This is a genomic window from Halochromatium sp., assembly GCF_046541315.1.
Classification (GTDB): domain Bacteria; phylum Pseudomonadota; class Gammaproteobacteria; order Chromatiales; family Chromatiaceae; genus Lamprobacter.
In genome coordinates this window covers 17,098-43,972 of sequence record NZ_JBKHDN010000002.1, presented here as the reverse complement: position 1 = coordinate 43,972, position 26,875 = coordinate 17,098, and the positions used below count along the sequence as shown (strand labels likewise).

Here is a 26,875-nt window from a genome sequence, read left to right as displayed (position 1 = left end):
ACCAGCCTTGGTCTGTATCGGGCTGTTGGCGATCTCGCGGTTGGCTATAATCGGCCGATGACTGGCCCCCTGACACCCGTGCGCGCGATCGCCTTGCGGCGCATGACCGAGGCCGATCTCGGCGAGGTGATGCGCATCGAGCGCGCGGCCTATGCGGTGCCCTGGACCGAGGGCATCTTTCGCGACTGTTTGCGCGCGAACTATTGCTGCCTGGTCGCCGATCGCGCCGGGCGGTTGATCGGACACACGGTGATGTCGGTGGCCGCCGGCGAGTGTCATATCCTGAATTTGTGCGTGGCGCCGAGCCACCAAGGCCGTGGCCTGGGGCGTCGTCTGCTGCGGCGCACGCTGGCGCTGGCGCGTCAGCGCGAGGCGGACACGGCCTTTCTGGAGGTGCGCGCCTCGAACCAGGGCGCGATCCGGCTCTATCAAGCCGAGGGCTTCGATGAGATCGGCCTGCGCAAGGGCTACTATCCGAGCGCCGAGCCGGGCGTCGATCCGAGCCGGTCCCGTCGTGAGGACGCGGTGCTGATGGCGCGCGCCTTGTAGCGTCTAGGGGTAGCGTCTAGGGTTGCGTTGCTACCGCTTCGAGCGGCCGCATCGCATGCTCGAAGTCAGCCGTATTCAGATACTGGATGACAACGCCACCGTCCGCATCGCGGGCGATGTCGAGGCCCTTGTCGGGATAAAGCCAATGGACCACGCCGCGTTCCTCGGTAAGTTTGCGCTCGGGCTCGCCGAAGCGACCGACGATATCCTCCGGGCGCAGGCTCTTCCAGGGTAGGTAGGTGAGCGAGCGGATCGGTGCCTCGTTCAGTGCCTCGGCGTCGTCGGGGTCCAGCTTGACCTTGCGGCTGCCGCTCGAGAGCTTGCTCGCGCGCAGACCACGGTCGTACATCCGCGCGAGCTGGTCCTGCGGCACCGCCAGCGAGGCCACCCAGTCGGCCTTGAGATTGCTGAGCAGGATGTTGTCGAAGTAGGCCTCGACGGTGAAATCCCTGTCGGGGGCGTGGGGCCTGGTCTCGGCGAACAGGTTGAGCTTGCCGTCTTCTCCCAACAGCGCGCGCAGATCGGCCAAGGTGCTCTCGCCGAGCGTGAGACCAAAGGCCTGCAGCCGACCGTTCGGCGCGTGGCTGACATCCCAGGGATAGAGCCGAATCGCGGCGCGCTCATCGGAGAAGGCGGATAGCAGCATCCAGATGCCGATGAAGGCGAGCAGGGCGCCGGTCAAGACCGAGAGCAGAATCTTGCGGTCCATTAGCGATGGCTCATGTGTTTAGCGGTGGTTCCGGGCTGTCATCGTGGTCCATGAGTTCAGTGCTGGCTCAGGCGTCGCTGATCAGGGCAACGACCACGCGCCGGCCCTCGCCCGCGAGGATGTTGTAGGTGCGACAGGCGGCGCCGGTATCCATGATCTCGACACCGATGCCTTGCGCGAGCAGCGCGGCATAGAGCGCTGGATCGGGAAACCGCTGCCGAGCGCCAGTGCCGAGCACCACCACCTGTGGGGCGAGCGCGGCGAGGGCCTCGAAGTGCGCGGGCGCGAGCGCTTCGAACTGGGGCGGGCCCCAGTCGTTGAGCACTTGCCCGGCAGTCACCGCCAGGCTGCCCAGGTAGTCCTGGCCTTGGATGCGCACCTGGCCTGGCTCGTAGGCCTCGATCAGCGGACCGACGTCGGTTTCGAACTCGGAGAATTTCATCGAACCGACGCTAACCGACGCCGGCGCCGGAGACAACCCGATCGATTCCGGGGTCATTGGATCGCTGGACGACAGCGCCTGAAACGACCGCAACGCTCAAAGGGGCCGTGCGAACGGCGATCGGCGCGGCCATCACCCGAGCACCGGCGTGCGCGGACCCACCGCTGGTGCGGGCGGCTGGGCGCTGTCGTCGTTGTCGAAGGTCTCCTCCATGAAGGCGAGCGCCCGCTGCTTGGTGCGGATGAAGTGCGACTCTTCGAGCAGATCGAAGATCCGGCCGCGGCGCAGGATGTCATAGATCTGCGCCTTGAGGCTGCAGAAGTAGAGCTCGACGCCATTGTCGCGGAAGGTCTCGATCACATCGCGCAGGCGCTCCTCGCCGGTGACATCGACATCGTTGATGCCGCTGCCGTCGATCAACACCGCGCGCGCCTGCGGATTCTGCGAGCGCGCTTCCAGCAGCACGTCCTCGAAGCGCGAGGCATTGACGAAGTTGAGCGAGCCATCGAAGCGCACCGCGATGAAGCGTTTGCCGAGCGGCTCGACCTGGTTGGTGCTGATGCCGCCCAGGCTGCCATCGGGCAGGCGGCCGAGGATGTCGGTGCGCGGCTTCATGGTGCGCACCAGGAACAGGATGATGGCCAGCCCGGCGCCAAGCAGGATGCCATTGGCGAGCTGCGGCGCCATGGCCAGGGTGGCGAGAAAGGTGATCACGCCCACCAAGGCCTCCTGGCGCTCGATCTGCCAGGCGCGCACCAGTGAGCGGGTGTTGATCAGTCCGAACACCGCCATCATCACGATCACCGCCAGCACTGCCTGCGGCAGGTGATAGAGCAGCGGGGTCAAAAATAGCAGCACCAGCATCACGGCGATGGCGCTGATGATCGCGAACAGCCCGGTCTTGGCGCCATTCTTGGCCGCCACCGCCGAGCGCGAGAAGGAGCCGCTGACGGTGTAGGAGCTGAAGAAGCTGCCGACGATATTGGCCAGGCCCTGGCCGATCAGCTCCTTGCTGGTGTCGACCCGCTCACGGGTCTGGGCGGCGATGGCCTTGGAGATCGAGGTCGCCTCCATGAAACCGATCAGCGCCATCACCAGCGCCGAGGGCAGCAGGGTCCAGAAGAAATCCATGCGCATCTCGGGTAACTGGAAGCTCGGCAGCCCGGCCGGGATCGCGCCGACCACCGCGCCGCCGCCCATCATCTTGACCTGATCGCCATCGACCTTACTGATGCGCCAGGTGTGGCCGTCGGCCTCGACATCAGCCGGTACGGAGCCATGACGGTAGAACCGATCACGGCCATCCTCGGTCAGTACATGCTCAAAGCGCAGGTTATGCAGCGCCACCTGACGCTCGTTGTTGGCGAGCTTGCGCTGGTTCATCTCGCGGTTGAGCACGCGCAGATCGGCCTCCAGCCGCGCCAGTTCGCCGAAACGATCGGGATCGTCGGCGGAGGCCAGCTTGCGCAGATCCTGATTGATGCGGGCGATGGTGACGCCGAGCGTGTCGATCGCGCGCGCGGCCGAGGCATAGCCCGCTGCCAGCTCGCGCGCCTCCTCGTCCTGGATGGCGTCGATCGGAACCTGCTGATTGCGCTCGAAATCGATTGCCCAGCTCACCAGGGTAGTGAGCACCACGGCGAGCAACACGCCGGGGATCTTCGGGATCAGCCGGCGCGCGCCGAGGATGATGGCGAAGGTCGCGATGGCGAACAGCAGAGTCGGCGGATGGGTTTGCGGCAACTGCTCGACCACGGTCCAGAGATCGAGCACGAAATTATCGGTGCGCGGGAAGGGCACATTGAGGATCTTGCTCAGCTGCGACAGGCCGATGATCAATGCCGCCGCATTGGTGAAGCCGACGATCACCGGACTGGAGAGAAAATTGACCAGGATGCCCATGCGCAGCAACCCGAGCACCAGGCGCAGCACGCCGACCATCAATGCCAGCATCACCGAGAGCACGATGAAGTCCTCGCTGCCGAGCGCGGCCAGCGGCAGGATGGCGGCCGCCGACATCAGCGAGAGCATCGCCACCGGACCGGTGTGCAGCTGTGGCATCGAGCCCCAGAGCGAGGCGACGATCACCGGCATGAAGGATGCATAAAGTCCATAGACCACCGGCAGGCCGGCGAGTTGGGCATAGGCCATGCTCTGCGGGACCAGCACCAACGCAACCGTGATGCCGGCAATCAGATCGCCGCGCAGCTGGGCCCCCGAGAGCGGAAACCAGTTCAGGAAGGGGAAGAGTGCGTGCAGCAGGGTGGGGCGCATGGGGCGTCGCGGACCTCGATACATCAGGCGGGCGTTGGGTTTAGAAGGCTGATTTTAGCCTGCTCGTCTCCGGTTAATCATTGATGTTAAGACGATTATGTATCGATGAAGAGCAATTCTTGGCACCTAGGCCGCTATTTAGCGGTGATCGCGCGGCGCGACGAGCGGGCGCGTCTGCGGCACAGTGTCTAGCATGCAACGCTTCAACTCCCTGCGCAACGCGGTCCTGCTCTTCGTGCTGCTACCGCTGCTTGGCATCCTGGTCGCCGTCGGCATGCTCGGGCTGCGTGAGATCGAGGGGCAGATGATGCGCCGTCTGCAGGATGACATCGAATTGGTGGCGCGCTCGATTCGGTTGCCGATCGCGGCGGCCATGGTGCGCGACGATATCGATGCGGTGCACGCGGCCTTGGACTCGGTGTTCCAGATCGACCAGGTGTTCGGCGCCTATGTCTATGACAGCGCTGGCGAGCGGGTCGCGACCAGCGGCCCGCGCAGTCCCCTGCTGGAGCGACGGCGCGATGCGCGCGCGGTGACCGCAGAGGGCACCCAGGGCAGCGTCGATGAGCGGCGCGGGCGCGAGGTGTTCTCGTTCTTTCTGCCGCTGTCCGATCCGGCCGGGCAGGTGGTCGGGCTGTTGCAGGTGACGCGCGACCTCTCGCGCTTCCATGACTATCTGGCGCGTTTGCGTTGGTTCGGTGGTGTCGCGCTGGGGCTGCTGGCGGTGGTCTTCGTGTTGGTCGTGTTGATCGGTCATCATCGCGCCGTCGGTCGCCATGTGCGTGCCCTCACCGGGGCGATGGAGCCGATCGGCACCGGCGAGACGGGCCTGCGCGTGCCGCGGCGCGGGCCGGATGAATTACGCCGCCTGGGCGCCAGCATCAATGCCATGATCGGGCGCTGGGAGGCCTCCGAGCAACGTCTGCGCGATCAGCGCGCGCGCGAGGCCCAGCTGGAGCGCGAGCTGCGGCAATCGGAGAAATTGGCGGCAATCGGACGCCTGGCGGCGGGTTTGGCGCATGAGCTTGGCACCCCGCTGGGCAGCGTCGCCGGACGCGCTCAGCGCGCCGCGCGTCGCTTGCCGGCGGAATCGCCCGCGCAGGTCGAGCTGACGCGGTTGCTGGCCGAACTCGCGCGCGTGGAGCGCATCGTGCGCCAGCTGCTCGATTTCGCCCGCCAGGGTCCTCTGAATCGTCGCCAGATCGAACTGGCGGGCTTGATCGAAGAGGTCGTCGCCCGCTCCCAGCAGGCCTCCCCGCGCCAGGATGTGCGGGTGGCGATCGAACTGCCCGGCGCCTTGGCTGAACTCAGGCTGCTGGTCGACCCGCTGCGCCTGGAGCAAGCCCTGGGCAATCTGCTCGACAATGCCGTCCAGGCGGCCGCGAGTTGGGTCGAGATCAGCGCCGAGTGCGTCGATGATCAGCTGCGGTTACGCGTGCGCGACGATGGTCCAGGGGTCGCTGCCGAGGCTGTGGAGCGGCTGTTCGAGCCGTTCTTCACCACCAAACCGGCGGGACAGGGCACCGGCCTTGGACTGGCGGTGGCGCGCACCGCCATTGCCGAGCATGGCGGCCGCCTTGCGCTTGAGCCTGAGTCCAAGACCGAGTCGGGGCGAGGGGCCTGTTTCTTAATCTGGTTGCCGCTATCCTGATGTCGGCGATACTGCACGGAAGAAGGGACGCCTCTCGTGTGCGGCATAATACCCCTGAAGGGGAGGTTTCAACCGGGAGAGTTCGGAGAGTTCGGAGAGTTCAATGACGGGAGTCGATCGACCCGCGATCTTGGTGGTCGAGGACGACAGCGGCTATCGCCAGCTCCTCATCGAGGAACTGGAGGACGCCGGTTATGCGCTCGCCGGGGTCGGTGACGCCGCCGCCGCACGCGCCGCACTGGCCGCTCAAACCGTCGCGCTGGTGCTGAGCGATCTGCGGCTGCCGGGCGAGGATGGGCTCGCGGTGCTGCAAGCCACGCGCACGCTGACGCCGAGGCCAGGATTCATCATGCTGACCGGCTTCGGCACCATCGACCAAGCGGTGGCGGCGCTCAAGGCCGGGGCCGATGATTTCCTGACCAAACCGGTCGATCTCGAGCATCTGCGCTTGGCAGTCGCGCGCGTGCTGGAGAATCGGCAATTGCAAGCGGAGGTGGCGCAGTATCGCCAGGTGTTCGCCGGCGGCGAATTCCACGGCATGCGCGGCAAGAGTCCGGCGATGCGCGCGCTCTATGACCTGATCCGCCGCGTCGCCCAGTCCGATAGCAGTGTGCTGATCACTGGCGAGTCCGGCACCGGCAAGGAGCTGGTGGCGCGGGCGCTGCATGCCGAGAGTCCGCGCGCGGCGGCGCCGTTCGTCGCGCTCAACTGCGCCGGGATTCCCGAGGCCTTGCTCGAATCCGAGCTGCTCGGTCATGCCGCCGGCGCCTTCAGTGGCGCGCGCGGCGCGCGCCAGGGCCTGTTCGTCGCGGCCAATGGCGGCACCCTGTTCCTCGACGAGATCGCCGAGATGCCACCGGCGATGCAGACCAAGCTGCTGCGGTTGCTGCAAGACGGTCAGGTACGCCCGGTGGGCGCCAATGCCGAGATCAGCACCGATGTGCGGATCGTCGCCGCGACCCATCGCGATATTTCCGCGCGCATCGCCGCCGGGCAGTTCCGCGAGGATCTGTTCTACCGCTTGGAGACCTTCCGCATCCAGGTGCCGCCGCTGCGCGCGCGGGGCGAGGACATCGCGGCCCTGGTCCAGCATTTCCTGACGGCGCAGACGGTCGCGCGCGAACGCCCGGCGCGGCGTTTCGCACCCGAGGCCTGGCGCGCTTTGCTGCATTACAGCTACCCCGGCAACGTGCGCGAGCTGGCAAGCCTGGTCGAGCGCGCCGTGACCCTGGCGCCGGAGGCGGTGATCGGCCTCGAGGATCTGCCGGAGCGGGTGCGCGCCGAGTCGAGCGCGGCGGTGCATGGAGGCCCCGGGGGAGACCCCGGGGGGGGCGCTGGAATGGGTGCTGGGGGCGGTGTTGGGACGGACGCTGGCGGGGACATGGGAGGAAGCCCGCAGGCGCCAGCGACGGCGTCGGTGCCCGCGCCGCGCGCCGATGAGGACTGGCGAACGCTGGCCGAGGTCGAGGCAAGCTATATCCGTTCGGTGCTGGACTGGACCCAAGGCAACAAGCAGCGCGCGGCGAAAATTCTCGGCATCGGCCGTAAGACGCTCTACCGTAAGCTCGATGAACAGGCCCAGGATGTCACGTAGCACAACGATACATGTGTCGGAATGACCCGGTTCGCTGAGCCATCCGGTTCGTGTGCCGGACCGGGTCTGACCGGGTCTGTTGCCATAAGCGACTGATTTTTCGGTTCGTCATTGTCGTTTTCAGGGTTGGCACGGGAGATGAAAGGACTAGGTTGCCATTCATAACTGTCTCACCTGGAGGTAAGACCATGAAGACGATGAAACTCGACCAACGCATCCCCGCACTGACGATGGCCGCCCTGCTTGTGGCCTCGGGTGCCGCCTTCGCTCAGGGTGGCGCCCCGCAGGGTGGCGATCCGCAGGGTGGCGCCCCGCAGGGTGGCGCCCCGCAGGGTGGCGCCGGCGATCCGGCCGCCGCCCCGCCGCCGCCCGCTAATCTGGATGTCGACGATGAAACGGTCTCGGAGTTCGCCGATGCCTTTCTGTCGGTGCAGGAGATCAGCGAGGATCTGACCGAGGAACTCTCCGATGCGCCGAGCGCCGAGGCCGCGCAGACCCTGCAGCGGGAGGCTCAGGACAAGATGGCGAAAAGCGTCGAGGAGAGCGGCATCTCGGTGGAGCAGTACAATGACATCGCGGTTGGCATGCGGCAGGATCCTGAACTCGCCGAACGCGTTAAAACGGCCGTCGATGAGGCGCGGTAAACGCCTTGGCCCAGGGTGCCGCCGCGTGCTGGCGGCATCCATCGAACTCACGTCCTATCGGGCTTGAGGCGCGGTGGCTGAGGGTACCGCGAGCGAGCCGCCGGCCATCCAGGTCGGCGGCTTTCTTGGTTTTCAACACTCGATTGTTCAGGAGCGGGTGATGCGTATAGGCCGTTTCGCAGCAGTGCTCGCGTTCGGCGCCATGAGCCTCCCGGTGAGCGCCGGGACCGCCGAGAGCGCGGCAAAGGCTCAGGTACTGATCGACATGAACCCCTTGCTCAGCGGTTATGCGATTGAGGTCCGAGCAAGCGATGCCGGATTACGTCTCGAAGGCGCGGTCGCTAATGAGATCGAGGCCACTCTCGCCACGCAGCTCGCGCGGCTCCTCGCCGACGAGGGCACCGAGGTGGAGTCGGCGTTGATTCTGGAGGCGCCGATGCCGGAGTCGATCAGCAGCGGCCTGATCACCGAGGTGCAGGATCGAACCACCGCCGCTCGGCTGCAACAGCGGCTGCGTTGGCAGGTCAGGAATATTCCGCTCGACGTGCGGGTCGAGGTCGACCGCAACGTGGTGCGCCTGCATGGTCAGGTCGGCGCCTCGGCGACCAAGGATCGCATCGCCGCGATGGCGGAGAGTACCGAGGGCGTCAACGAGGTGTTCAATTACATCAGCATCGACCCCGACCTGATCGCCGACGAGCGCGAGCAGCACGGGCGTGCCGAGCGGCTGGAGCGAAGCGATCGCTGGATCAGCAGCCGTTTGCGGGCGCTGCTGCAGGCCGACACGACGGTGAATGATCGCGCGATCGAGATCAAGGTGCGCGACGGCGAGGTCACGCTGAGCGGCTCGGTGAGCTCATCGGCCGAGCGCAGCGTCGCCGAGACCATTGCCGGCGATATGCCGGGGGCGCGCGAGGTCGATTCGCGCCTGATCATCGAGCGGCTGCTGTGACACCCACATCGAGCGAACCAATGCGCCGCTCGCACTCGGGCGAGTGCGAGCGGCGCATCTTCCGGGTGGCACCGCGCCATGAGGGTTCGGGCTCGGTAGGCGATCGACGGCAATCGCCTTAGGACTGGGCTTGAGGACGGGTCTCGGGCAAACCGAGTTCGCGCCAGAGCTTCAGCGTCGGCGCCGACTGATTCATGGTGTAGAAATGCAGCCCGGGCGCGTCGCCATCGAGCAGGCGCTGGCACAGCTCCAGCACCACCTCGTGGCCGAAGCTGCGGATCGAAGCCGTGTCATCGCCATAGCCTTCCAACCGCTTCCTGATCCAGCGCGGGATCTCGGCACCGCAGGCATCCGAGAAGCGCGCCAGCTGCGCGTAGTTGCTGATCGGCATCACGCCCGGGATGATCGGCACCTCGATGCCCATGCGCTGGCACTCCTCGACGAACCAGAAGTAGGCCTCGGCACTGTAGAAATACTGCGTGATCGCGGTATCGGCGCCGGCCTCGACCTTGCGTTTGAAGTTCTCGAGATCGGCCTGGGCATTACGCGCCTGCGGATGGAACTCCGGATAGGCGGCCACTTCGATCGTGAAGCGATCGCCATACTCCTCGCGCAGAAAGGCGACCAGTTCGTTGGCATAGCGGAAGGTACCGAGGCCGGCGCGGCCCATGCCGGAGGGCATGTCGCCACGCAGCGCCACCAGGCGGTCGATGCCGTGCTCGATGTAATGGCCGACGATGTCGCGGATCTCGTCCTTTTCCGAGCCGATGCAGGCCAGATGCGGCGCGGTGGCGATGCCTTGCGCGCGCAGCCAGTCGACGGTGGCGAAGGTGCGCGCGCGGGTCGAGCCGCCGGCGCCATAGGTGCAGGAGAAGTAACGCGGTCCGACCGCGTTGAGCCGTTTCACCGCCGTCTTGAGCTTGTCCATGCCCTCGCTGGTCTTGGGCGGGAACAGCTCGAAGCTGAAGGTCTGTTGATGAGGGGTGTTCATAGAGGTCTCCGAGCGTCGAATGAGCCGTTGACCTGTCTGCGGGCGCGCCTGTTGTGATCGGGTTGCGAGACGGGCTGCGAGTCGGGAACTGGGCGCGTCGCCGACAGGGTTGGGGGACGCGAGCGATCGGTCCGGCGCATGTCTGCCCGGGGCCGTTCGCGGCGCGGTCGGCCCACGCGCCGCCGTGGCGACGCTTGGGCGCGACTCCGCTTGGGTGGTCCATGGTCTGCTTGCCGGTGATTGCCCGGTCGTGGGGTTCACATCGGCAAGCAGTGGATGGACGCCGTCTTAGTAGCGGTAATGCTCGGACTTGAACGGACCCTCGACGGTGACGCCGATATAGGCGGCCTGCTCGGGCGAGAGCTGGGTCAGCTTGGCACCGACCTTCTCCAGATGCAGGCGCGCGACCTCTTCGTCGAGATGCTTGGGCAGGACGTGCACGCCCAGCGGGTACTCGTCGGGCTTGTTGAAGATCTCGATCTGCGCGACCACCTGGTTGGTGAACGAGTTCGACATCACGAAGCTCGGATGTCCCGTCGCGCAGCCCAGATTGACCAGGCGACCACGCGCCAGCAGGGTGATGCGATGGCCATCGGGGAAGACGATCTGATCGACCTGCGGCTTGATCTCGATCCACTCCAGGTCCTTGAGCTTGTTGACCTGGATCTCGTTGTCGAAGTGGCCGATGTTGCAGACGATGGCCTGATCCTTCATCCGCGCCATGTGATCGTAGGTGATGATGTCCTTGTTGCCGGTGGCGGTGACGAAGATATCGGCCTGATCGATGACCTCGTCGAGGCGCACCACCCGATAGCCTTCCATCGCCGCCTGCAATGCACAGATCGGATCGATCTCGGTGACCCAGACATTGGCGCCGAGACCGCGCAGCGAGGCGGCCGAGCCCTTGCCGACATCACCATAGCCGCAGACCACCGCGACCTTGCCGGCGATCATCACATCGGTGGCGCGCTTGATGGCGTCGACCAGCGACTCGCGACAGCCATAGAGGTTGTCGAACTTGGACTTGGTGACCGAGTCGTTGACGTTCATCGCCGGGAACAGCAGGGTGCCCTTCTTGAACATCTCGTAGAGACGGTGCACGCCGGTGGTGGTCTCCTCGGTGACGCCTTTGATGTCCTTGGCGATCTTGTGCCAATGCTCGCGGTCCTTCTCGAAGGTGCGCCCGAGCAGGCCGAGCACGGCGGTGAACTCTTCGTCGTCGTCGGCAGTCGGCTGGGGCACCGCGCCGGCCTTCTCGAACTCGACGCCCTTATGCACCAGCAGGGTGGCGTCGCCGCCGTCGTCGAGGATCATGTTCGGCCCCTTGCCGTCGGGCCAGTTCAGCACCTGCTCGGTGCACCACCAGTACTCTTCCAGGGTCTCGCCCTTCCAGGCATAGACCGGGATGCCGCGCGCGGCCATGGCGGCAGCGGCATGATCCTGGGTCGAGAAGATGTTGCACGAGGCCCAGCGCACCTCGGCGCCGAGTTCGACCAAGGTCTCGATCAGCACGGCGGTCTGGATGGTCATGTGCAGACTGCCAGTGATGCGCGCGCCCTTGAGCGGCTTGGAGGCGCCGTACTTCTTGCGCAGCGCCATCAGGCCCGGCATCTCGGTCTCGGCGATGTCCAGCTCTTTGCGGCCGTAATCGGCCAAGGCGATGTCGGCAACCTTGTAGTCGTTGAACTCACTCATGGTATTCAGCTCCTGAGTATCTTGAGTGAGCGCCGTTGATCTTGAGTGTCCCTGCGCGAGCCTGGCAGGACGCCGATGGGTCCTGTTGCAGCGCTCCTCGCGCGGGATGGAGGGGTCGGTGGGTGTTGAGACCCCGGGTTAGAGTCCGGCAGCCTCTTTGAGGGCAGCAGCCTTGTCGGTGCGCTCCCAGCCGAATTCCGGCAGTTCGCGACCGAAATGGCCATAGGCGGCGGTCTTGCGGTAGATCGGCTTGATCAGACCGAGCATCTGGATCAGCCCGTAAGGACGCAGGTCGAAGTGCTCGCGCACCAGCAGGGCGATGCGCTCCTCGTCGATCTTCGCGGTACCGAAGGTCTCGACCGAGATCGAGGTGGGCTCGGCAACGCCGATGGCATAGGAGATCTGGATCTCGCAGCGGTCGGCAAGGCCGGCGGCGACGATGTTCTTGGCCACGTAGCGGCCGGCATAGGCCGCTGAGCGGTCGACCTTGGACGGGTCCTTGCCAGAGAAGGCACCGCCGCCGTGACGGGCCATGCCGCCATAGGTGTCGACGATGATCTTGCGTCCGGTCAGGCCGCAGTCGCCCACCGGTCCGCCGATGACGAAGCTGCCGGTCGGGTTGATGTGGAACTTGGTGTCCTTGTGAATCCACTCGCTCGGGATCACCGGCTTGATGATGTTCTCCATCACCGCTTCCTGCAGGTGCTTGTAGTCGATGTCCGGATCGTGCTGGGTCGAGAGGACCACGGCGTCGACAGCGACCGCGAAGCCGTTCTCATAGCGCATGGTGACCTGGCTCTTGGCGTCCGGGCGCAGCCACTCGAGCACGTTCTCCTTGCGCATCTCCGACTGGCGCTCGACCAGGCGGTGGGCGTAGGTGATCGGCGCCGGCATCAGCACGTCGGTCTCGTTGGTCGCATAGCCGAACATCAGGCCCTGGTCGCCGGCGCCCTGCTCCTCGGGGCTGCTGCGATCGACACCCTGGGCGATGTCGGTGGATTGCTTGCCGACCAGCGACATCACCGCGCAGGTGTTGCCGTCGAAGCCGACATCGGAGCTGTTGTAGCCGATGTCGTTGACCACGCCCCGCACCAGCTCGTCGAAATCGATCCAGTGGTCGGTGGTGATCTCGCCGGCGACGATGACCGCGCCGGTCTTGATCATGGTCTCGCAAGCGACACGCGCATGCTCGGGGTTGCTGTCGTTGGCCAGGATGTCGTCGAGGACGGCGTCCGAGATCTGGTCGGCGACCTTGTCCGGATGGCCTTCGGAGACGGATTCCGAGGTGAAGATGAAGTTCTCTGACATAGATCGAGGGTCTCTCGTTGGGGTTCGCCGCGAACACCGGCAGAATGCCGAGGATATCGCGGTAAGGACGGTTAATCGATTGACGAGAGCACCCCAGTGTAAACGATTGCGCGCTCGGTTGACAGGGCGGGGTAGCGGACGAGGCCTGCGGCCGGGGGCTTGGATCCTGGCGTGAATATCAATGGAAACAAGCGCATGAGCGAGATCCTCGGGGTCTGTCATGGCCTTCGGATCGGGGGCTGGAAACGGCCTTGTGCTGGACCTTGTGCGGGTTTTGGGTGCGGGTTTCGGGCGCGGGTTTCGGGGTCGATGTTGGGGCGGGGCAGGCACGGGCGTTTCCGGGCCTTGGAACGGATGGGGGTTGGGTTACCATAGGCCGCCGATAAACCCAAGCGTCGAGGAGGGTCTTGCACCATGGTTTCACTCGAAACACCCGTTTGCGACTTTGGCCGGGAGGCGCCGGATTTTGCGCTCCCCGGTGTCGACGGCCAGATCTGGCGGCGCGACGATTGCGCCGGCCCAAAGGGGCTGTTGGTGATGTTCATCTGCAACCACTGCCCCTATGTGCAGGCGGTGCGCGAGCGCATCCTGCGTGACACCCGGGAATTGATGACGCTCGGCGTCGGCAGTGTCGCGATCATGTCCAACGATCCCGCAGAGTATCCGGAGGATTCGTTCGAGAACATGAAGGCGGTGGCACTCGAGTACGATTTTCCCTTTCCCTACCTGATGGATGAGAGTCAGGAGGTCGCCAAGCGCTTTGGTGCCGTCTGCACCCCGGATTTCTTTGGTTACAACAGTGCGCTTGAACTGCAATATCGCGGCCGGCTCGATGAAAGTCGTAAAGAGACGGCTCCCGAGGGCGTGCGCCGCGATCTCTTCGAGGCGATGAAGCAGGTCGCCGAGACCGGCCGGGGCCCCGAGCATCAGATCCCGAGCATGGGCTGCTCGATCAAGTGGCGTGATGCCTAGGCGGCCTCAGGGGCTCGCGTCCGGGGCGCGCGGCCAGCCTTGGTGAGCTTTCTCAAGCCGATGATAATGCTTGGTTTTCGTCCCGCTTCAATGGTGTTGGTCAGGCCGCGAGGCGCAACCGGTACTTGCGTAAATCGGTTCGGTAATCCTTAATATTGGGATATTGTAAAACAGCATGGTCTTGATCCCGGGCAATTCTCTTGGCTTACCGACCGTCTATCGGCGAGAATGGAAGGCTTGGTGTCCGCAGCCCACGATGATCGTCGTGCGCGCGGCTGGTTTGGCCGATGATCCTCGCCATCCGACCCCATCCAAGGCATCGGTTGCGAGTGCGCCGCAGCAACAGGCGGACCGCATCCGGATCGATGTCGGCGCAATGCGTTTTCCATGCACAAGACGCCGGTCGCCGTGCCTCGTCGCTCGAGGTCGGCGACACGGGATCATGAGCAGATTGAGTCACCCGCAAAGAAACTGACAATCAGGAGGGGCAGATGTCCTCACGCAGAGAACTTGCCAACGCCATCCGTGCGCTGAGCATGGACGCCGTCCAGAAGGCGAAGTCTGGACACCCGGGCGCGCCGATGGGCATGGCCGATATCGCCGAAGTGTTGTGGAACGACTACATGCAGCACAACCCCGGCAACCCGGAGTGGGTCAATCGCGATCGTTTCGTGCTCTCGAACGGCCATGGCTCGATGCTGCTCTATTCGTTGCTGCACCTCACTGGCTACGATCTGAGTCTCGAGGACATCAAACAGTTCCGCCAGCTGCACTCGAAGACGCCGGGGCATCCGGAGTATGGCTACGCGCCCGGCATCGAGACCACCACCGGCCCGCTCGGGCAAGGCATCAGCAACGCCGTGGGCATGGCGCTGGCCGAGAAGGTGCTGGCGGCCCAGTTCAACAAGCCGGGCCACGAGATCGTCGATCACCATACCTATTGCTTCCTCGGCGATGGCTGCCTGATGGAAGGCATCTCGCACGAGGCCTGCTCGCTCGCCGGCGCGCTGGGCTTAGGCAAGCTGATCGCCTTCTATGACGACAACAATATCTCGATCGACGGCGAGGTCCGCGGTCATGGCGAGACGCCGGCTTGGTTCCTCGATGACACGCCGAAGCGCTTCGAGGCCTATCATTGGCATGTGATTCCGAAGGTCGACGGCCATGATCCGGAGGCGGTCAAGGCGGCGATCGAGGAGGCGCGCGCGATCACCGACAAGCCAAGCCTGATCTGTTGTCAGACCATCATCGGCTTCGGCTCGCCGAACAAGCAGGGCAAGGAGGAATGTCACGGCGCGGCGCTCGGCGATGACGAGATCGCCTTGACCCGCGAGGCGCTCGGCTGGTCGGCGCCGCCGTTCGAGATTCCCGAACCCATTGCCTCGGCCTGGGACGCCAAGGAGCGCGGCGCCAAGGACGAGCAAGATTGGAACCACAGGTTCGCCGCTTACAAGTCCGCGTTCCCGGCCGAGGCCGCCGAGTTCGAGCGCCGCATGGCCGGCGAGCTGCCCGAGGATTTCGACGCCAAGGCCTGGGCGTTCATCCAGTCGGTCGATGCCAAGGCCGAGAAGATCGCCACCCGCAAGGCCTCGCAGAACGCGCTCAATGGCCTGGGACCGCTGTTGCCGGAACTGCTCGGCGGCTCCGCCGACCTGGCTGGCTCCAATCTCACGCTCTGGTCCGGCGCCAAGGGCGTAGGCCCGCAGAACGCCAGCGGCAACTACGTCTACTACGGCGTGCGCGAGTTCGGCATGTCGGCGATCATGAATGGCGTGACCCTGCACGGCGGCTTCAAGCCCTATGGCGCGACCTTCCTGATGTTCATGGAATATGCGCGCAACGCGGTGCGCATGGCCGCGCTGATGAAGATCAACCCGATCTTCGTCTACACCCACGATTCCATCGGCCTCGGCGAGGACGGCCCGACCCATCAGCCGGTCGAGCAGGTCTCGATCCTGCGCCTGACCCCGCGCATGTCGACCTGGCGGCCCTGTGACGCGGTCGAGAGCGCGGTGGCCTGGAAGCTCGCCATCGAACGCACCGGCGGGCCGACCGCGCTGATCTTCTCGCGTCAGGGCGCACCGCACATGAGCCGCAGCGAAACGCAGATGCGCGCCATCGAGAAGGGCGCCTATGTACTGCGCGACTGCGACGGCACCCCGGACGCGATCATCATCGGCACCGGCACCGAGGTCGAGCTGGCGATGACCGCCGCCGAACAGCTCAGCGCCCAAGGCCGTCAGGTGCGCGTGGTCTCGATGCCGTCGATGGACACCTTCGATGCCCAGGACGCGGCCTATCGGGAGTCGGTGCTACCGGACGCGGTCAAGGCCCGGGTCGCGGTCGAGGCCGGCGTCTCCAGTCTCTGGCCGAAATACGTCGGCATGCACGGCAAGGTCGTCGGCGTTGATCGCTTCGGCGAATCCGCGCCCGCCGGCGATGTCTACAAGGCATTCGGTATCACCGCCGAGGCGGTGGCCGAGGCGGTCGACAGCCTGCTTTGAGGCCAGGATCGTCGAACCTGGACGGCGGGGCCACCGGCGTGTCGGAGAGGCGCCGCCGCGCTCGGGTTAGCCTGAATCTCATCCATTCGTTCCCACTCGTTTTCGAGGATCTCCATCCATGACCCTAAAAGTTGGCATCAACGGCTTTGGCCGTATCGGCCGCATGGCCTTCCGCGCGATCTCCAAGGATTTCCCGGACCTGCAGGTGGTCGGCATCAACGACCTGCTCGACCCCGAGTACCTGGCCTACATGCTCAAGTACGACTCGGTGCATGGCAACTTCGCCGGCGATGTCTCGGTCGACGGCAACACCATGACCGTCAATGGCAACGCGATCCGTCTGACCGCCGAGAAGGACCCGTCCAAGCTGGCCTGGGGCGAGATCGGCGCCGATCTGGTGCTCGAGTGCACCGGCTTCTTCCTGACCACCGAGACCTGCCAGGCGCACATCGACGCCGGTGCCAAGAAGGTGGTGCAGAGCGCGCCCTCGAAGGACAGCACGCCGATGTTCGTCTATGGCGTCAACCACCACACCTATGATGGTCAGGCGATCATCTCCGCCGCGTCCTGCACCACCAACTGCTTGGCGCCGGTCTCCAAGGTGCTGCACGACAACTGGGGCATCAAGCGCGGTCTGATGACCACCGTGCATGCGGCGACCGCCACCCAGAAGACCGTCGACGGCCCGTCGATGAAGGACTGGCGCGGCGGCCGCGGCATCCTCGAGAACATCATCCCGTCCTCGACCGGCGCGGCGAAGGCGGTCGGCAAGGTGCTGCCGGAACTCAACGGCAAGCTCACCGGTATGGCCTTCCGCGTGCCGACCTCGGATGTCTCGGTGGTCGACCTGACCTGCGAGCTGGAGAAGCCGGCGAGCTACGACGATATCTGCGCGGCGATGAAGGCGGCCGCGGCGTCCGGCGATCTCGCCGGCGTGCTCGCCTACACCGACGAGAAGGTGGTCTCGACCGACTTCCGCGGTCATGGCACGCCGTCGATCTTCGATGCCGGCGCCGGCATCATGCTCGACTCGACCTTCGTCAAGGTCGTGGCCTGGTACGACAACGAGTACGGCTACACCTGCAACTACCTGCGCCTGGCCCAGCATATCGCTGGCTAAGGCCGAGGTCGTTGTTGGCCGGCTCGGGCGGTGGCGCTCGGGCCGGCGGCTTGCCGGCTGGCCATGGAGCGCGCATCGCGCCTGAACGGCGCGAGCACCGCTCCCCGCTCGCTCATGGAGCGCTTGCGACCGACAGGCCACTGGAACGGCAGGTTTAGAACGATGCGGAAAGCCTGCCTGGCTTTCCAGATCGCTCCAGGTTTTTTCAACACCATCTCGATGAGGCCCTGTGCTATGTCCTTCACCAAACTCACCGATCTCGACCTGGCCGGCAAACGGGTGCTGATCCGCTCCGACCTCAACGTGCCGGTCAAGAACGGCAAGGTCACCTCCGATGCCCGCATCACCGCCTCGCTGCCGACCTTCGAGCACTGCCTCGAGGCCGGCGCCAGGGTCATGGTGATGTCGCATCTGGGCCGTCCCGAGGAGGGCGTCTACTCGGAGGAGAACTCGCTGGCGCCGGTCGCCGCCGATCTTGGCGCCAAGCTCGGCCGCGAGGTGCGGCTGGTCAAGGATTATCTGGAGACCGCGCCGGAAGTCGCCGAGGGCGAGTTGGTGCTGCTCGAGAACGTGCGCTTCAACAGCGGCGAGAAGAAGGACGACGAGGCGCTGTCGAAGCAGTACGCGGCGCTCTGCGATGTCTATGTGATGGACGCCTTCGGCACCGCGCACCGCGCTCAGGCCTCGACCCATGGCGCCGGCAAGTTCGCCCCGACCGCCTGCGCCGGTCTGCTGCTGGCCGAGGAGCTGGAGGCGCTGAAGAAGGCGCTGGCCGAGCCCAAGCGGCCGATGGTGGCGATCGTCGGCGGCTCCAAGGTCTCGACCAAGCTGACCGTGCTCGAGGCGCTCTCGACCAAGGTCGATCAGCTGGTGGTCGGCGGCGGCATCGCCAACACCTTCATCAAGGCCGCCGGCCACCAGGTCGGCAAGTCGCTGTGCGAGGACGATCTGGTCGCCACCGCCAAGGCGCTGATGGAGAAGGCCGAGGCCGCCGGCGCCAGCATCCCGATCGCCACCGATGTGGTCGTCGGCAAACGGTTCGACGAGAACGAGCCGGCGGTGCAAAAGCAGGTCGACGAGGTCGCCGATGACGACATGATCTTCGACATCGGCCCGGACAGCGCCGCCGCGCTCGCCGCGATCATCCAGCAGGCCGGCACCGTGATCTGGAACGGCCCGGTCGGCGTGTTCGAGTTCGATCAGTTCGGCGCGGGCACCAAGACCATCTCGCTGGCGATCGCCGAGACCGACGCCTTCACGCTCGCCGGCGGCGGCGACACCATCGCGGCGATCCAGAAATACGACATCTATGACCGCGTCTCCTACATCTCGACCGCCGGCGGTGCCTTCCTCGAGTACCTGGAGGGCAAGACGCTCCCCGCCGTCGCCATGCTCGAGGCGCGCGCGCAGGCCTGAGCGCCGCCCGCGGCGGCGCGTTCACTCCCACACTGCCGGTTGATCCCGTAGATGCCAAGACGTACCAAGATCGTTGCCACCTTCGGCCCCGCCACCGATGCTCCCGGCGTGCTCGAGGCGATGATGGATGCCGGCCTCAACCTGGCGCGGCTGAACATGTCGCACGATTCGCATGAGCGCCACCGCCAACGGGCGCAGCGGGTGCGCGAGGCCGCGCTGGCGAAACGGCATCCGCTCGGGCTGCTCGTCGACCTGCAGGGGCCGAAGATCCGCATCGGCCAGTTCGCCGAGGGCGCCATCCTGTTGGACCCGGGGGCGGCGTTTGCGATCGATGCCGATTGTCCGCTCGACGCCGGCGATCGGCGCCGCGTCGGCACCACCTTGCCGAGCATGGCCGAGGATCTGGCGGCGGGGGATATCCTGCTGCTCGACGACGGGGCCATCGAACTGCGGGTCGAGGCGGTGGTCGGCGGGCGCATCGATTGCCGGGTGTTGACCGGCGGCCCGCTGTCGAACAACAAGGGCATCAACAAAAAGGGCGGCGGGCTCTCGGCGCCGGCGCTGACCGACAAGGACAAGGCCGATATCCGCTTCGCCGCCGAGGTCGAGGCCGATTACCTGGCCGTTTCCTTCGTCTGCACGGGCGCCGATGTGCGCCTCGCGCGGCAACTGTTCGAGGAGGCCGGCGGCAAGGGCGGTATCGTCGCCAAGATCGAGCGCGCCGAGGCGCTGAACGCGCTTGAGGACATCCTCGAGGCCGCCGACGCGGTGATGGTCGCGCGCGGCGATCTCGGGGTCGAGATCGGCGACGCCGAGCTGCCGGCGGTGCAGAAGCGCCTGATCAGCATGGCGCGCGAGCGCAACAGCGTGGTGATCACCGCGACCCAGATGATGCAGTCGATGATCGAGAATCCGATCCCGACCCGGGCCGAGGTGTTCGATGTCGCCAACGCGGTGATCGATGGCACCGACGCGGTGATGCTCTCGGCCGAGACCTCGGTGGGCAGGAACCCGGCCAAGGTCGTGGAGGCGATGTCGCGCATCTGCGCCGAGGCCGAGAAGGAGCGCCTGGTGCGGCGCTCCGGGCACCGGATTGACGCCGTGTTCGGCCGCGTCGACGAGGCCATCGCGATGGCCGCCATGTACACCGCCAATCACCTCGGGGTGACCGCGATCGCGGCCTTGACCGAGTCCGGCTCGACGGTCAAATGGATGTCGCGCATCAGCTCCGGCATCCCCATCTATGCGATGACCCGACAGGTCTCAACCCGGCGCAAAGTGACCCTTTTCCGCGGCGTCTACCCGGTAAGATTCGACGTCGCGAGCACCGACATCCACGAGGTCAACAGGGAGGTGATCGAAGAACTGCTGCGCCACGGCACCGTGCAAGAGGGCGATCTGGTGATCATCACCAAGGGCGATCGCTGTGGCGTCGAGGGGCAGACCAATATCATGAAGATCATGCGCGTCGGCGAGCATCGCCTGCTCACCGAGGACTAACGCCTCGGCCGCCGATTTCGACCAGGTTTTTACAACGACAGAGGAGAACCGCAATGGCTCTTATTTCGCTGCGCCAGTTGCTCGACCACGCCGCCGAGCACCAGTATGGCGTCCCCGCCTTTAACGTCAACAATCTTGAGCAGATGCGGGCGATCATGGAGGCCGCCGACGAGACCGATTCGCCGGTCATCTGCCAGGCCTCGGCCGGGGCCCGCAAGTACGCCGGCGCGCCCTTCCTGCGTCACCTGATCCTGGCCGCGACCGAGGAGTTTCCGCACATTCCGGTCGTCATGCACCAGGACCACGGCGCCTCGCCGGCGGTCTGCCAGCGCTCGATCCAGCTCGGCTTCAGCTCGGTGATGATGGATGGCTCGCTCGGCGAGGACATGAAGACGCCGATGGACTATGAGTACAACGCCCGCGTCACTCGCCAGGTCGTCGATATGGCGCATGCCTGCGGCGTCTCGGTCGAGGGCGAGCTGGGCTGCCTGGGCTCGCTCGAGTCCGGCATGGCCGGCGAGGAGGACGGTTCCGGCGCCGAGGGCAAGCTCAGCCACGATCAGTTGCTGACCGATCCCGAAGAGGCCGCCAAGTTCGTCCAGGATACCCATGTCGACGCGCTCGCGATCGCCATCGGTACCAGCCACGGCGCCTACAAGTTCACCCGGCCGCCGACCGGCGACATCCTCGCCATCCAGCGCATCCGCGAGATCCACGCCCGCATCCCGGATACCCATCTGGTCATGCACGGCTCCTCCAGTGTCCCGCAGGAGTGGCTGAAGATCATCGACGAGTTCGGCGGCGACATGGGCGAGACCTACGGCGTGCCGGTCGAGGAGATCGCCGAGGGCATCAAGAACGGTGTGCGCAAGGTCAACATCGACACCGATCTGCGCATGGCCTCGACCGGCGCCATCCGCAAGCACCTGGCCGAGAACCCGAAGAACTTCGACCCGCGCAAGTATCTGGCGGCCTCGACCAAGGCCATGAAGGACATCTGCAAGCATCGCTACGAGGCCTTCGGCACCGCTGGCAACGCGAGCAAGATCAAGGTGCTCTCGCTCGAGGCCATGACCAACCGTTATCTCAAGGGCGAACTCGACCCCAAGGTCAACTGATCGGCGGACCGATCGGCTTCGCGGTTGCGAAGGCAGTCAAGGGCGCTTCGGCGCCCTTTTTCATGCCGCTCGATCGCCAGGCGCCGCGCTCGAAACGCTAGCCCAGCGCCAGGAAGCGATCCAACACCCGCCGTTCGGAGAGGTCGCCATAGAGCACCTCCGGCTCGCCGGTTTCGCTCGTGCGCAGCAGGGCGGGCGTGGCAAAGATGCCATAGACGAGCGTTTGCGCCGGGTCGGCGGTGAGATCGATCTCCCGCGTCGCCTCGGCATCAAGCCCGGCCTGCGCCAGCGCCTCGGCCAGATTGGCGCGCGCCCGCTGGGAACGCGGCGCATCGCCGGTCACGAACAGCGTGAGGCGGTGCGGGCTCAGGCGCGCGCCCGCTGAGTGCTCCCTGTTCATGCGTGGTCCCTTGGCGGTAGTCGATGCCGATCGTTGCTGCGACTCATCGGTGCTGCGACTCCTTGGAGTGGTTCGCGTCGGTGTAGCGGACCTGTGGCTGCCGGCGTTTGATGACATCGCGCTCCTGTCTTTGCATGCTTTGCTCGCGCGCCAAACGCTCTTCCTCATGGGCTTGGAGTTCGAGCCGGAGGCGCTCGGCTTCGGCCTCGGCCTGGTTGATCTGTTGTTCGAGCGCGCGCCGGCGCTGCTCATCTTCGAGCGCTAGCAGCTGATGCCGGATCGCCTCCTCGCTCTCCTTCTGCATGCGCGCCGTGCCCATCAACACCTCGGTGCCATATTCGTAGACCTCGGCGAGATCGACGCCTTGGTGACTCAGGATGAGTTCGCGCACTTGGTCCGAATGCGCCGAGCCGCGTGATTTGACCACCGAGAGCGAGCGGTTGCGCTCGCCACCCCGGACGTTGTAGCCGAGCACCAGCCAGGTGTCGGCGAGGGTCGAGGCATGGCTCAGGGTGGCCTCGCTGGTGGGATCGGTTTGGGTGCCCAATGAGGTCAACAGGGTGGTGATCCCGCGCGCGCGGGTAATCGCCAGCAGCTGCTCGATGGCGACCTGCGCGCTATCGGCACCGGCGGCCTTGAGCAGCGCCGAGACCGGATCGATGACCAGGCAATCGGGCTGAAAGCGGTGCATCAATTGCAGCAGCGCGTGATAGTGCTCCTCGACCAGTCCGCTCCAGGCATCGCGGGCGTGGAATTGGATCAGGCCGGCGGCGATCGGCGCGTCGAGATCGATGCCCACCGAACCCAGATTGCGGATCACCGGTGCCTGCTGCTCATCGAAACTGAAGTACAGCGTGCGTTCGCCGCAGGCGGCGGCGGCGGCCGAGAAACTGCCGCAGAGGGTGGTCTTGGCGGTGCCGGGCTGACCCGAGATCAGCGTCGCCGAACCGCGATAGAGGCCGCCTCCGAGCACCGCGTCGAGTTTGTCGATGCCGGTGCTGACGCGCTCATGCGAGGCAGGCCCTGTCGCCGCGAGCGGGCGCGCGGCATAGGGGAAGTGCATGCCATCGTCGTCGAGGAGCATCGCCACTTCGTCGATGACATGCGCGGTGCCGCGGTACTTGGCGATGCGAAAGCGCCGGCTCAGCTGATTCGAGACCAGGGTCGTGGAGAGCACCAACACGCTTGGCAGAAGGAATTCGATGCCTTCCAGATGGGTTGGCGCGAGACGCTCCTCGCTCAGCTTGCCGGTCAGGATCAGCGAGAGGTCGCGCTTTTCGCACCAATTGCTCAGGGCGTGGATCTGATCGGTCGCGACCAAGAGGTCTTGCTGTCGGCGCAGCAGTTGATCGATGCCATCGAACACCAACCAGGGCGCGCCGGTGCGCTCGATGCAGTGCGCGACCGCCGCCAACAGCCCTTCGAGATCGAACTCGCCGGAGACCCGGGCGCCAGACGCCGGACGGGCATCGATCAGTTCGAAGCGCGATTCATCCTGCAGATGGCGTCCCCACGAAAAGGACGCCGCGTCGCGCAGCACCTGCTGGCGCGACTCCTCGAACGAGACGAAGACGCCGCCCTCGCCACGCGCGATCGCCAGCGCGAGGATCTGCAGCGCGAGCACGGTCTTGCCGGCGGCCGGATGGCCCAGGATCAGGGTGCCACCGGCGGCCGGGAGGCCGCCCTGGGTCATCTGGTCCAGGCCGCTGATCCCGGTTTCCCGTTTCACGAGTCCCTCGGCAGGTTCAGTCACGCGGATGCCTCCGATTGGTCGATGTTGGTGGCTGGCGGCCTCGATGCACTCGCGCCGCTGATCTGTAACGGCAGCCGCGAGCCTTGTTCGAGCAGCCAGCGGAAGTCCTCGGTTTCCAGCGGGACGCTGAACAGATAGCCCTGGGCGAACTGATAGCCGAGATCGATCAAGGCCTGCCGCACGGGCTCCGATTCGATGCCCTCGGCGATCAGCTCGGCGCCGAGCGCATCGGCGATGCCCTTGATGGCTTCGAGTACGGTCCGGCTGTAGCGGTCATCGAGCACGCGCGCGACGAAGCAGCGATCGACCTTGATCTCGTCGAACGGATAGCGCTGCAGATAGGCGAGCGACGAATAGCCGGTGCCGAAGTCGTCCAACGACAGCCGAATGCCGAGCGCGCGCAGCGCGTTCAAGTGCTCCAGCAGCGTCTCCGAGGCCTCCGCGAAGACGCTTTCGGTGATCTCCAGGGTCAACGCGCCGGGCTCGATCTCGAAGTGGCGCAGGGTGGCGCGCACCGCTTGCGGGAAGTCGTCGGCGCGAAATTGCAGCAACGAGACATTGACCGCGATGCTCACCACATTCAAGCCGGCATCCTGCCAGGCGCGCAGCAGCCGACAGGCCTCGTGCAAGACCCAGTCGCCAATCGCCACGATCAGTTGGCTCTGTTCGGCGATCGGGATGAACAGGCCCGGCGGCTGCAAGCCGCGCTGGGGATGCTGCCAACGCAGCAGGGCCTCGCAGGCCACCAGGGCGCCGGTCTTGAGGTCCACCTTGGGTTGGAAGTGGAGTTCGAACTGCTCTTCGTACAGCGCGGTGCGCAGATCCCGGGTCAGCGCGATGCGCTCATGGACCTGACGATCGAGGTCGGCGTTATAGGCCACCGCCGACTCGGTGCCCTGTTGACGTTTCTGGAACAGCGCCAGCTCGGCCTGGTGGAGCAGCGTCTCGGCCGAACAGCGCTGCGCGCCGACCAGGGTGTAACCGAGGTCGATATCGATCTCGATGCCGATGGTTGGGAGCAGGAAGCACTGCTCGGTGATGGCGTTGATGGCCTCGACCTGTTGCGACGGATCGAGGCCAGGCTCGCCGCGCAGGAAGATGCTGAACTCATCGCCGGCGATGCGCCCCACCAGGCCACGGCTGCCGGCTTGCCGTTCCAACCAACGGGCGATCTCGATCAGCAGCCGATCGCCGGTCTCGAAGCCGTGGGAATCGTTGACGGCGCGCAGATCCTTGATGTCGAACAAGGCCAGCAGGGTCGACTCTGGATGTTGATCGTGCTCGCCGAGGCGCTTGGCCAGGGCCTCGGTGAAGCCGTCGCGGGTCAACAGATTGGTCAGTCGATCGCGATGCATGAGCTGGTTCAGTTGCAGCTCGGCGAGCTTGCGCTCGGTGATGTCGATGTGCATCACCACCGCGCCACCGTCGCGAGCGGGCTCGTGACCGGGCTCCTGACCGGGCTCGTGGTCGCTCGCGCTTCCGGTCTCGTTCCCCGTTGTGCGCGGCACGTCGCGGTTGTGCCGGAGGCGGTTGGCGGCCATGCGGAACCAACGCTGCTCATGGGGGGCATGACAGGGATATTCGAGCGCAAAAGACTCGAGTTCGCCGGCGAGCAGCGCCTGGAGGCCGCGAGCAATGCTCGGCGCCTCCTCGGAGGCGTCGCCGCTCGCCTGCTGACAGACCGCGATATAGTTCATGCCGGTGCCCGCGCTGGCGTCGGGGAAATCGTTTTGCGCGGCGAACCGGCGCCAGGCGTCGTTGACCTCGACGACCCGGCCATCGGCGTCGAGCAGCGCGATATGGGCCGGCAAGGAATCGATCAGGGCCTTGCGCATTTGCACCAGCTCGGCGAGCTGGTCGCGGGATTGGCGCAACGCGGCCTTCTGCGCTTGCAATTTGCGCAGCATCCGATGCTGTTCGGTGACGTCCTGGAAATAGACCGCGAGCCCCCCTTGGGAGGGAAACACGCGGATCTCGAACCAGGTGCTGAACGGTCGGTAGTATTCCTCCAGGGTGACGGTCTCTTGGACGATCATCGCCCGCCGATAGGCGCGTTCGATGCGCGTGCCGATCGCCTCCGGGAGGCACTGCCAAAAGGGCTTGCCGAGCAGTTGCTCGCGCGGTTGTTGCAAGAGCCGGGCGGCCTCCTGGTTGAGATAGGTGAAGTGCCAGTCGCGATCGAGTGTGTAGAAGCCATCGGTGATGCTCTCCAGGGTCGTTTGGAGCCGCTCGCTGAGGGCCTGCACCTGCTGTTCGGCGGCTTTGCGCGCCGAGATATCCTGAAACGCCCCCTGCACGGCGCAGATGCGACCGTGCTCGTCGTGGACGGCCTCGCCGGAGGTGCGCACCCACACCTGCTCGCCTTGGGCATTGATGATCCTGAGATCCTCGCGATAGGGGACGCCGCGCTTGGCGCAGGCGTTGAAGACACGCCGAATGGTCGCAAGGTCTTGCGGTGCATAGAAGGCGATGCCTTCCTCGAGCGTGGGCGAAAAGCCTTTGGGCATGCCGTGGATCTCGGCGACGATCTCGGACCATTGAACCTGGTTGGTCGCCAGATCGGCCCACCAGCCGCCGATGCGACCCACCCGGCCGGCGATATCGAGCAGCCGGGATTGCTCGCCGAGCTTGATCTCGACCCGTTTGAATTCGGAGATGTCGGTGATCACGGCGACGATCTGGCGCGTCGACGCCGCCGGTGCGTCGAGTGGGAAATAGCGTGCGAGTAACTGGCGCGGTTTGCCGTCCAGGTTCAGGCGTTCGGTTTCGAAGCGCTGGGTGTGGCCAGCGAGGCAGTCATCCAGTTTTGGCTTCAGGACACGCTCGAAATAGTCTTGGCCGAGGATCTCCGGGATGCGCGCGCCCTCGATCTCGGCGCGGGCGCGGCCGAACATGTCGGCATAGGCCTGATTGACCAGCAGGTAGCGATAATCGGCGTCGGCGATCGCCATCTGATCCTCGCTGCTCTCGACCAGTTCGCGATACTGGCGCAGGCGCCGGGCGGTGATCTGATTGTCGCAGCGGCCGAGGAACCGAGTCAGCGCGGTCGCGAGCAGTTTGGAGGGTGTTGGGATTGGCATAGCGCCGGATTATCGCTGATTCGGGGGCAAGAGACGAAAAGATCGGCGCTGAGGGCGCGCGGCCCGCTACCCCGATTCCATACCGATGGACCGACGATGGCACGCAGGGCCGCATCGCGGGATGGGATCAAGGCGCCCTAAGTGGGTCTCGCGTACACTTGCGGTTGGCTCGAGACGAGGTCGCGCTTGCGCTGTGGCCGGTG

General features: G+C 65.6%; 20 protein-coding genes and 1 riboswitch. Of the genes, 11 read left to right on the top strand and 9 right to left on the bottom strand.

The window, feature by feature from the left end; translation table 11 throughout:
• Window positions 1-57: 57 nt before the first annotated feature.
• Window positions 58-549, top strand: a complete 492-nt coding sequence (gene rimI, locus ACLFQI_RS00555) for a ribosomal protein S18-alanine N-acetyltransferase (protein ID WP_410756844.1) — start codon at window positions 58-60, stop codon at window positions 547-549.
• A 16-nt stretch (window positions 550-565) separates the two neighbouring features.
• Here the strand turns inward: rimI and ACLFQI_RS00550 are convergent, their stop codons facing one another.
• The 3 genes from ACLFQI_RS00550 to ACLFQI_RS00540 all read right to left on the bottom strand — a co-directional run bounded on the left by ACLFQI_RS00550 (window position 566) and on the right by ACLFQI_RS00540 (window position 3,974).
• A complete protein-coding gene (locus ACLFQI_RS00550; RefSeq protein ID WP_410756843.1) occupies window positions 566-1,258 on the bottom strand; it encodes a hypothetical protein in 693 nt (230 codons plus the stop codon).
• Between the two features lie 67 nt (window positions 1,259-1,325).
• Window positions 1,326-1,700: an Mth938-like domain-containing protein gene (locus ACLFQI_RS00545; RefSeq protein WP_410756842.1), complete on the bottom strand. Its 375-nt coding sequence runs from the start codon at window positions 1,698-1,700 to the stop codon at window positions 1,326-1,328.
• Window positions 1,701-1,832: 132 nt separating this feature from the next.
• Window positions 1,833-3,974, bottom strand: coding sequence for a SulP family inorganic anion transporter (locus tag ACLFQI_RS00540; RefSeq protein ID WP_410756841.1), 2,142 nt, complete (start codon window positions 3,972-3,974; stop codon window positions 1,833-1,835).
• A 193-nt stretch (window positions 3,975-4,167) separates the two neighbouring features.
• On the opposite strand from ACLFQI_RS00540, the gene ACLFQI_RS00535 reads away from it, so the two are divergent.
• From ACLFQI_RS00535 to ACLFQI_RS00520, 4 genes are all read left to right on the top strand, one after another.
• Window positions 4,168-5,625 (top strand): ATP-binding protein, encoded by a 1,458-nt coding sequence (locus tag ACLFQI_RS00535; protein ID WP_410756840.1) that lies wholly within the window; start codon window positions 4,168-4,170, stop codon window positions 5,623-5,625.
• A gap of 103 nt (window positions 5,626-5,728) precedes the next feature.
• Complete coding sequence (locus ACLFQI_RS00530; RefSeq protein WP_410756839.1) at window positions 5,729-7,219, top strand: sigma-54-dependent transcriptional regulator; 1,491 nt, start codon at window positions 5,729-5,731, stop codon at window positions 7,217-7,219.
• 188 nt (window positions 7,220-7,407) lie between these two features.
• Window positions 7,408-7,863, top strand: coding sequence for a DUF4168 domain-containing protein (locus ACLFQI_RS00525; RefSeq protein WP_410756838.1), 456 nt, complete (start codon window positions 7,408-7,410; stop codon window positions 7,861-7,863).
• A 73-nt stretch (window positions 7,864-7,936) separates the two neighbouring features.
• Window positions 7,937-8,815, top strand: coding sequence for a BON domain-containing protein (locus ACLFQI_RS00520; RefSeq protein WP_410756837.1), 879 nt, complete (start codon window positions 7,937-7,939; stop codon window positions 8,813-8,815).
• Window positions 8,816-8,933: 118 nt separating this feature from the next.
• Here the strand turns inward: ACLFQI_RS00520 and metF are convergent, their stop codons facing one another.
• The 3 genes from metF to metK form a co-directional block, all read right to left on the bottom strand.
• Window positions 8,934-9,806, bottom strand: coding sequence for a methylenetetrahydrofolate reductase [NAD(P)H] (gene metF, locus ACLFQI_RS00515; protein WP_410756836.1), 873 nt, complete (start codon window positions 9,804-9,806; stop codon window positions 8,934-8,936).
• Window positions 9,807-10,094: 288 nt separating this feature from the next.
• Complete coding sequence (gene ahcY, locus ACLFQI_RS00510; RefSeq protein ID WP_410756835.1) at window positions 10,095-11,501, bottom strand: adenosylhomocysteinase; 1,407 nt, start codon at window positions 11,499-11,501, stop codon at window positions 10,095-10,097.
• A 20-nt stretch (window positions 11,502-11,521) separates the two neighbouring features.
• Window positions 11,522-11,606, bottom strand: a riboswitch (S-adenosyl-L-homocysteine riboswitch).
• A gap of 33 nt (window positions 11,607-11,639) precedes the next feature.
• A complete protein-coding gene (gene metK / locus ACLFQI_RS00505) occupies window positions 11,640-12,809 on the bottom strand; it encodes a methionine adenosyltransferase (protein ID WP_410756834.1) in 1,170 nt (389 codons plus the stop codon).
• A gap of 414 nt (window positions 12,810-13,223) precedes the next feature.
• On the opposite strand from metK, the gene ACLFQI_RS00500 reads away from it, so the two are divergent.
• The 6 genes from ACLFQI_RS00500 to fba all read left to right on the top strand — a co-directional run bounded on the left by ACLFQI_RS00500 (window position 13,224) and on the right by fba (window position 21,439).
• Window positions 13,224-13,781 carry a thioredoxin family protein gene (locus tag ACLFQI_RS00500; RefSeq protein ID WP_410756833.1) on the top strand — a complete coding sequence of 186 codons (558 nt, stop codon included), beginning with the start codon at window positions 13,224-13,226 and terminating at the stop codon, window positions 13,779-13,781.
• Window positions 13,782-14,272: 491 nt separating this feature from the next.
• The gene (gene tkt / locus ACLFQI_RS00495; RefSeq protein ID WP_410756832.1) at window positions 14,273-16,285 is read left to right on the top strand and encodes a transketolase; all 2,013 of its coding nucleotides are present in this window, start codon (window positions 14,273-14,275) and stop codon (window positions 16,283-16,285) included.
• Window positions 16,286-16,403: 118 nt separating this feature from the next.
• Window positions 16,404-17,405 carry a type I glyceraldehyde-3-phosphate dehydrogenase gene (gene gap, locus ACLFQI_RS00490; protein WP_410756831.1) on the top strand — a complete coding sequence of 334 codons (1,002 nt, stop codon included), beginning with the start codon at window positions 16,404-16,406 and terminating at the stop codon, window positions 17,403-17,405.
• Window positions 17,406-17,639: 234 nt separating this feature from the next.
• Complete coding sequence (locus tag ACLFQI_RS00485; RefSeq protein WP_410756830.1) at window positions 17,640-18,821, top strand: phosphoglycerate kinase; 1,182 nt, start codon at window positions 17,640-17,642, stop codon at window positions 18,819-18,821.
• Between the two features lie 51 nt (window positions 18,822-18,872).
• Window positions 18,873-20,321, top strand: a complete 1,449-nt coding sequence (gene pyk, locus ACLFQI_RS00480) for a pyruvate kinase (protein WP_410756829.1) — start codon at window positions 18,873-18,875, stop codon at window positions 20,319-20,321.
• A 53-nt stretch (window positions 20,322-20,374) separates the two neighbouring features.
• Entirely contained in the window at window positions 20,375-21,439 is a 1,065-nt protein-coding gene (fba, locus tag ACLFQI_RS00475; protein WP_410756828.1) for a class II fructose-bisphosphate aldolase, read from the top strand.
• A gap of 97 nt (window positions 21,440-21,536) precedes the next feature.
• Here fba and ACLFQI_RS00470 read toward each other — a convergent pair whose 3' ends face one another.
• Genes ACLFQI_RS00470 through ACLFQI_RS00460 form a run of 3 tightly spaced genes read right to left on the bottom strand, consistent with a single transcriptional unit; the run spans window position 21,537 to window position 26,672 of the window.
• Entirely contained in the window at window positions 21,537-21,839 is a 303-nt protein-coding gene (locus tag ACLFQI_RS00470) for a hypothetical protein (RefSeq protein ID WP_410756827.1), read from the bottom strand.
• A gap of 43 nt (window positions 21,840-21,882) precedes the next feature.
• The gene (locus ACLFQI_RS00465; RefSeq protein WP_410756826.1) at window positions 21,883-23,592 is read right to left on the bottom strand and encodes an ATPase domain-containing protein; all 1,710 of its coding nucleotides are present in this window, start codon (window positions 23,590-23,592) and stop codon (window positions 21,883-21,885) included.
• A complete protein-coding gene (locus ACLFQI_RS00460) occupies window positions 23,589-26,672 on the bottom strand; it encodes an EAL domain-containing protein (RefSeq protein ID WP_410756825.1) in 3,084 nt (1,027 codons plus the stop codon). The genes ACLFQI_RS00465 and ACLFQI_RS00460 overlap by 4 nt, the downstream gene beginning before the upstream one ends.
• Window positions 26,673-26,875 lie beyond the last annotated feature (203 nt).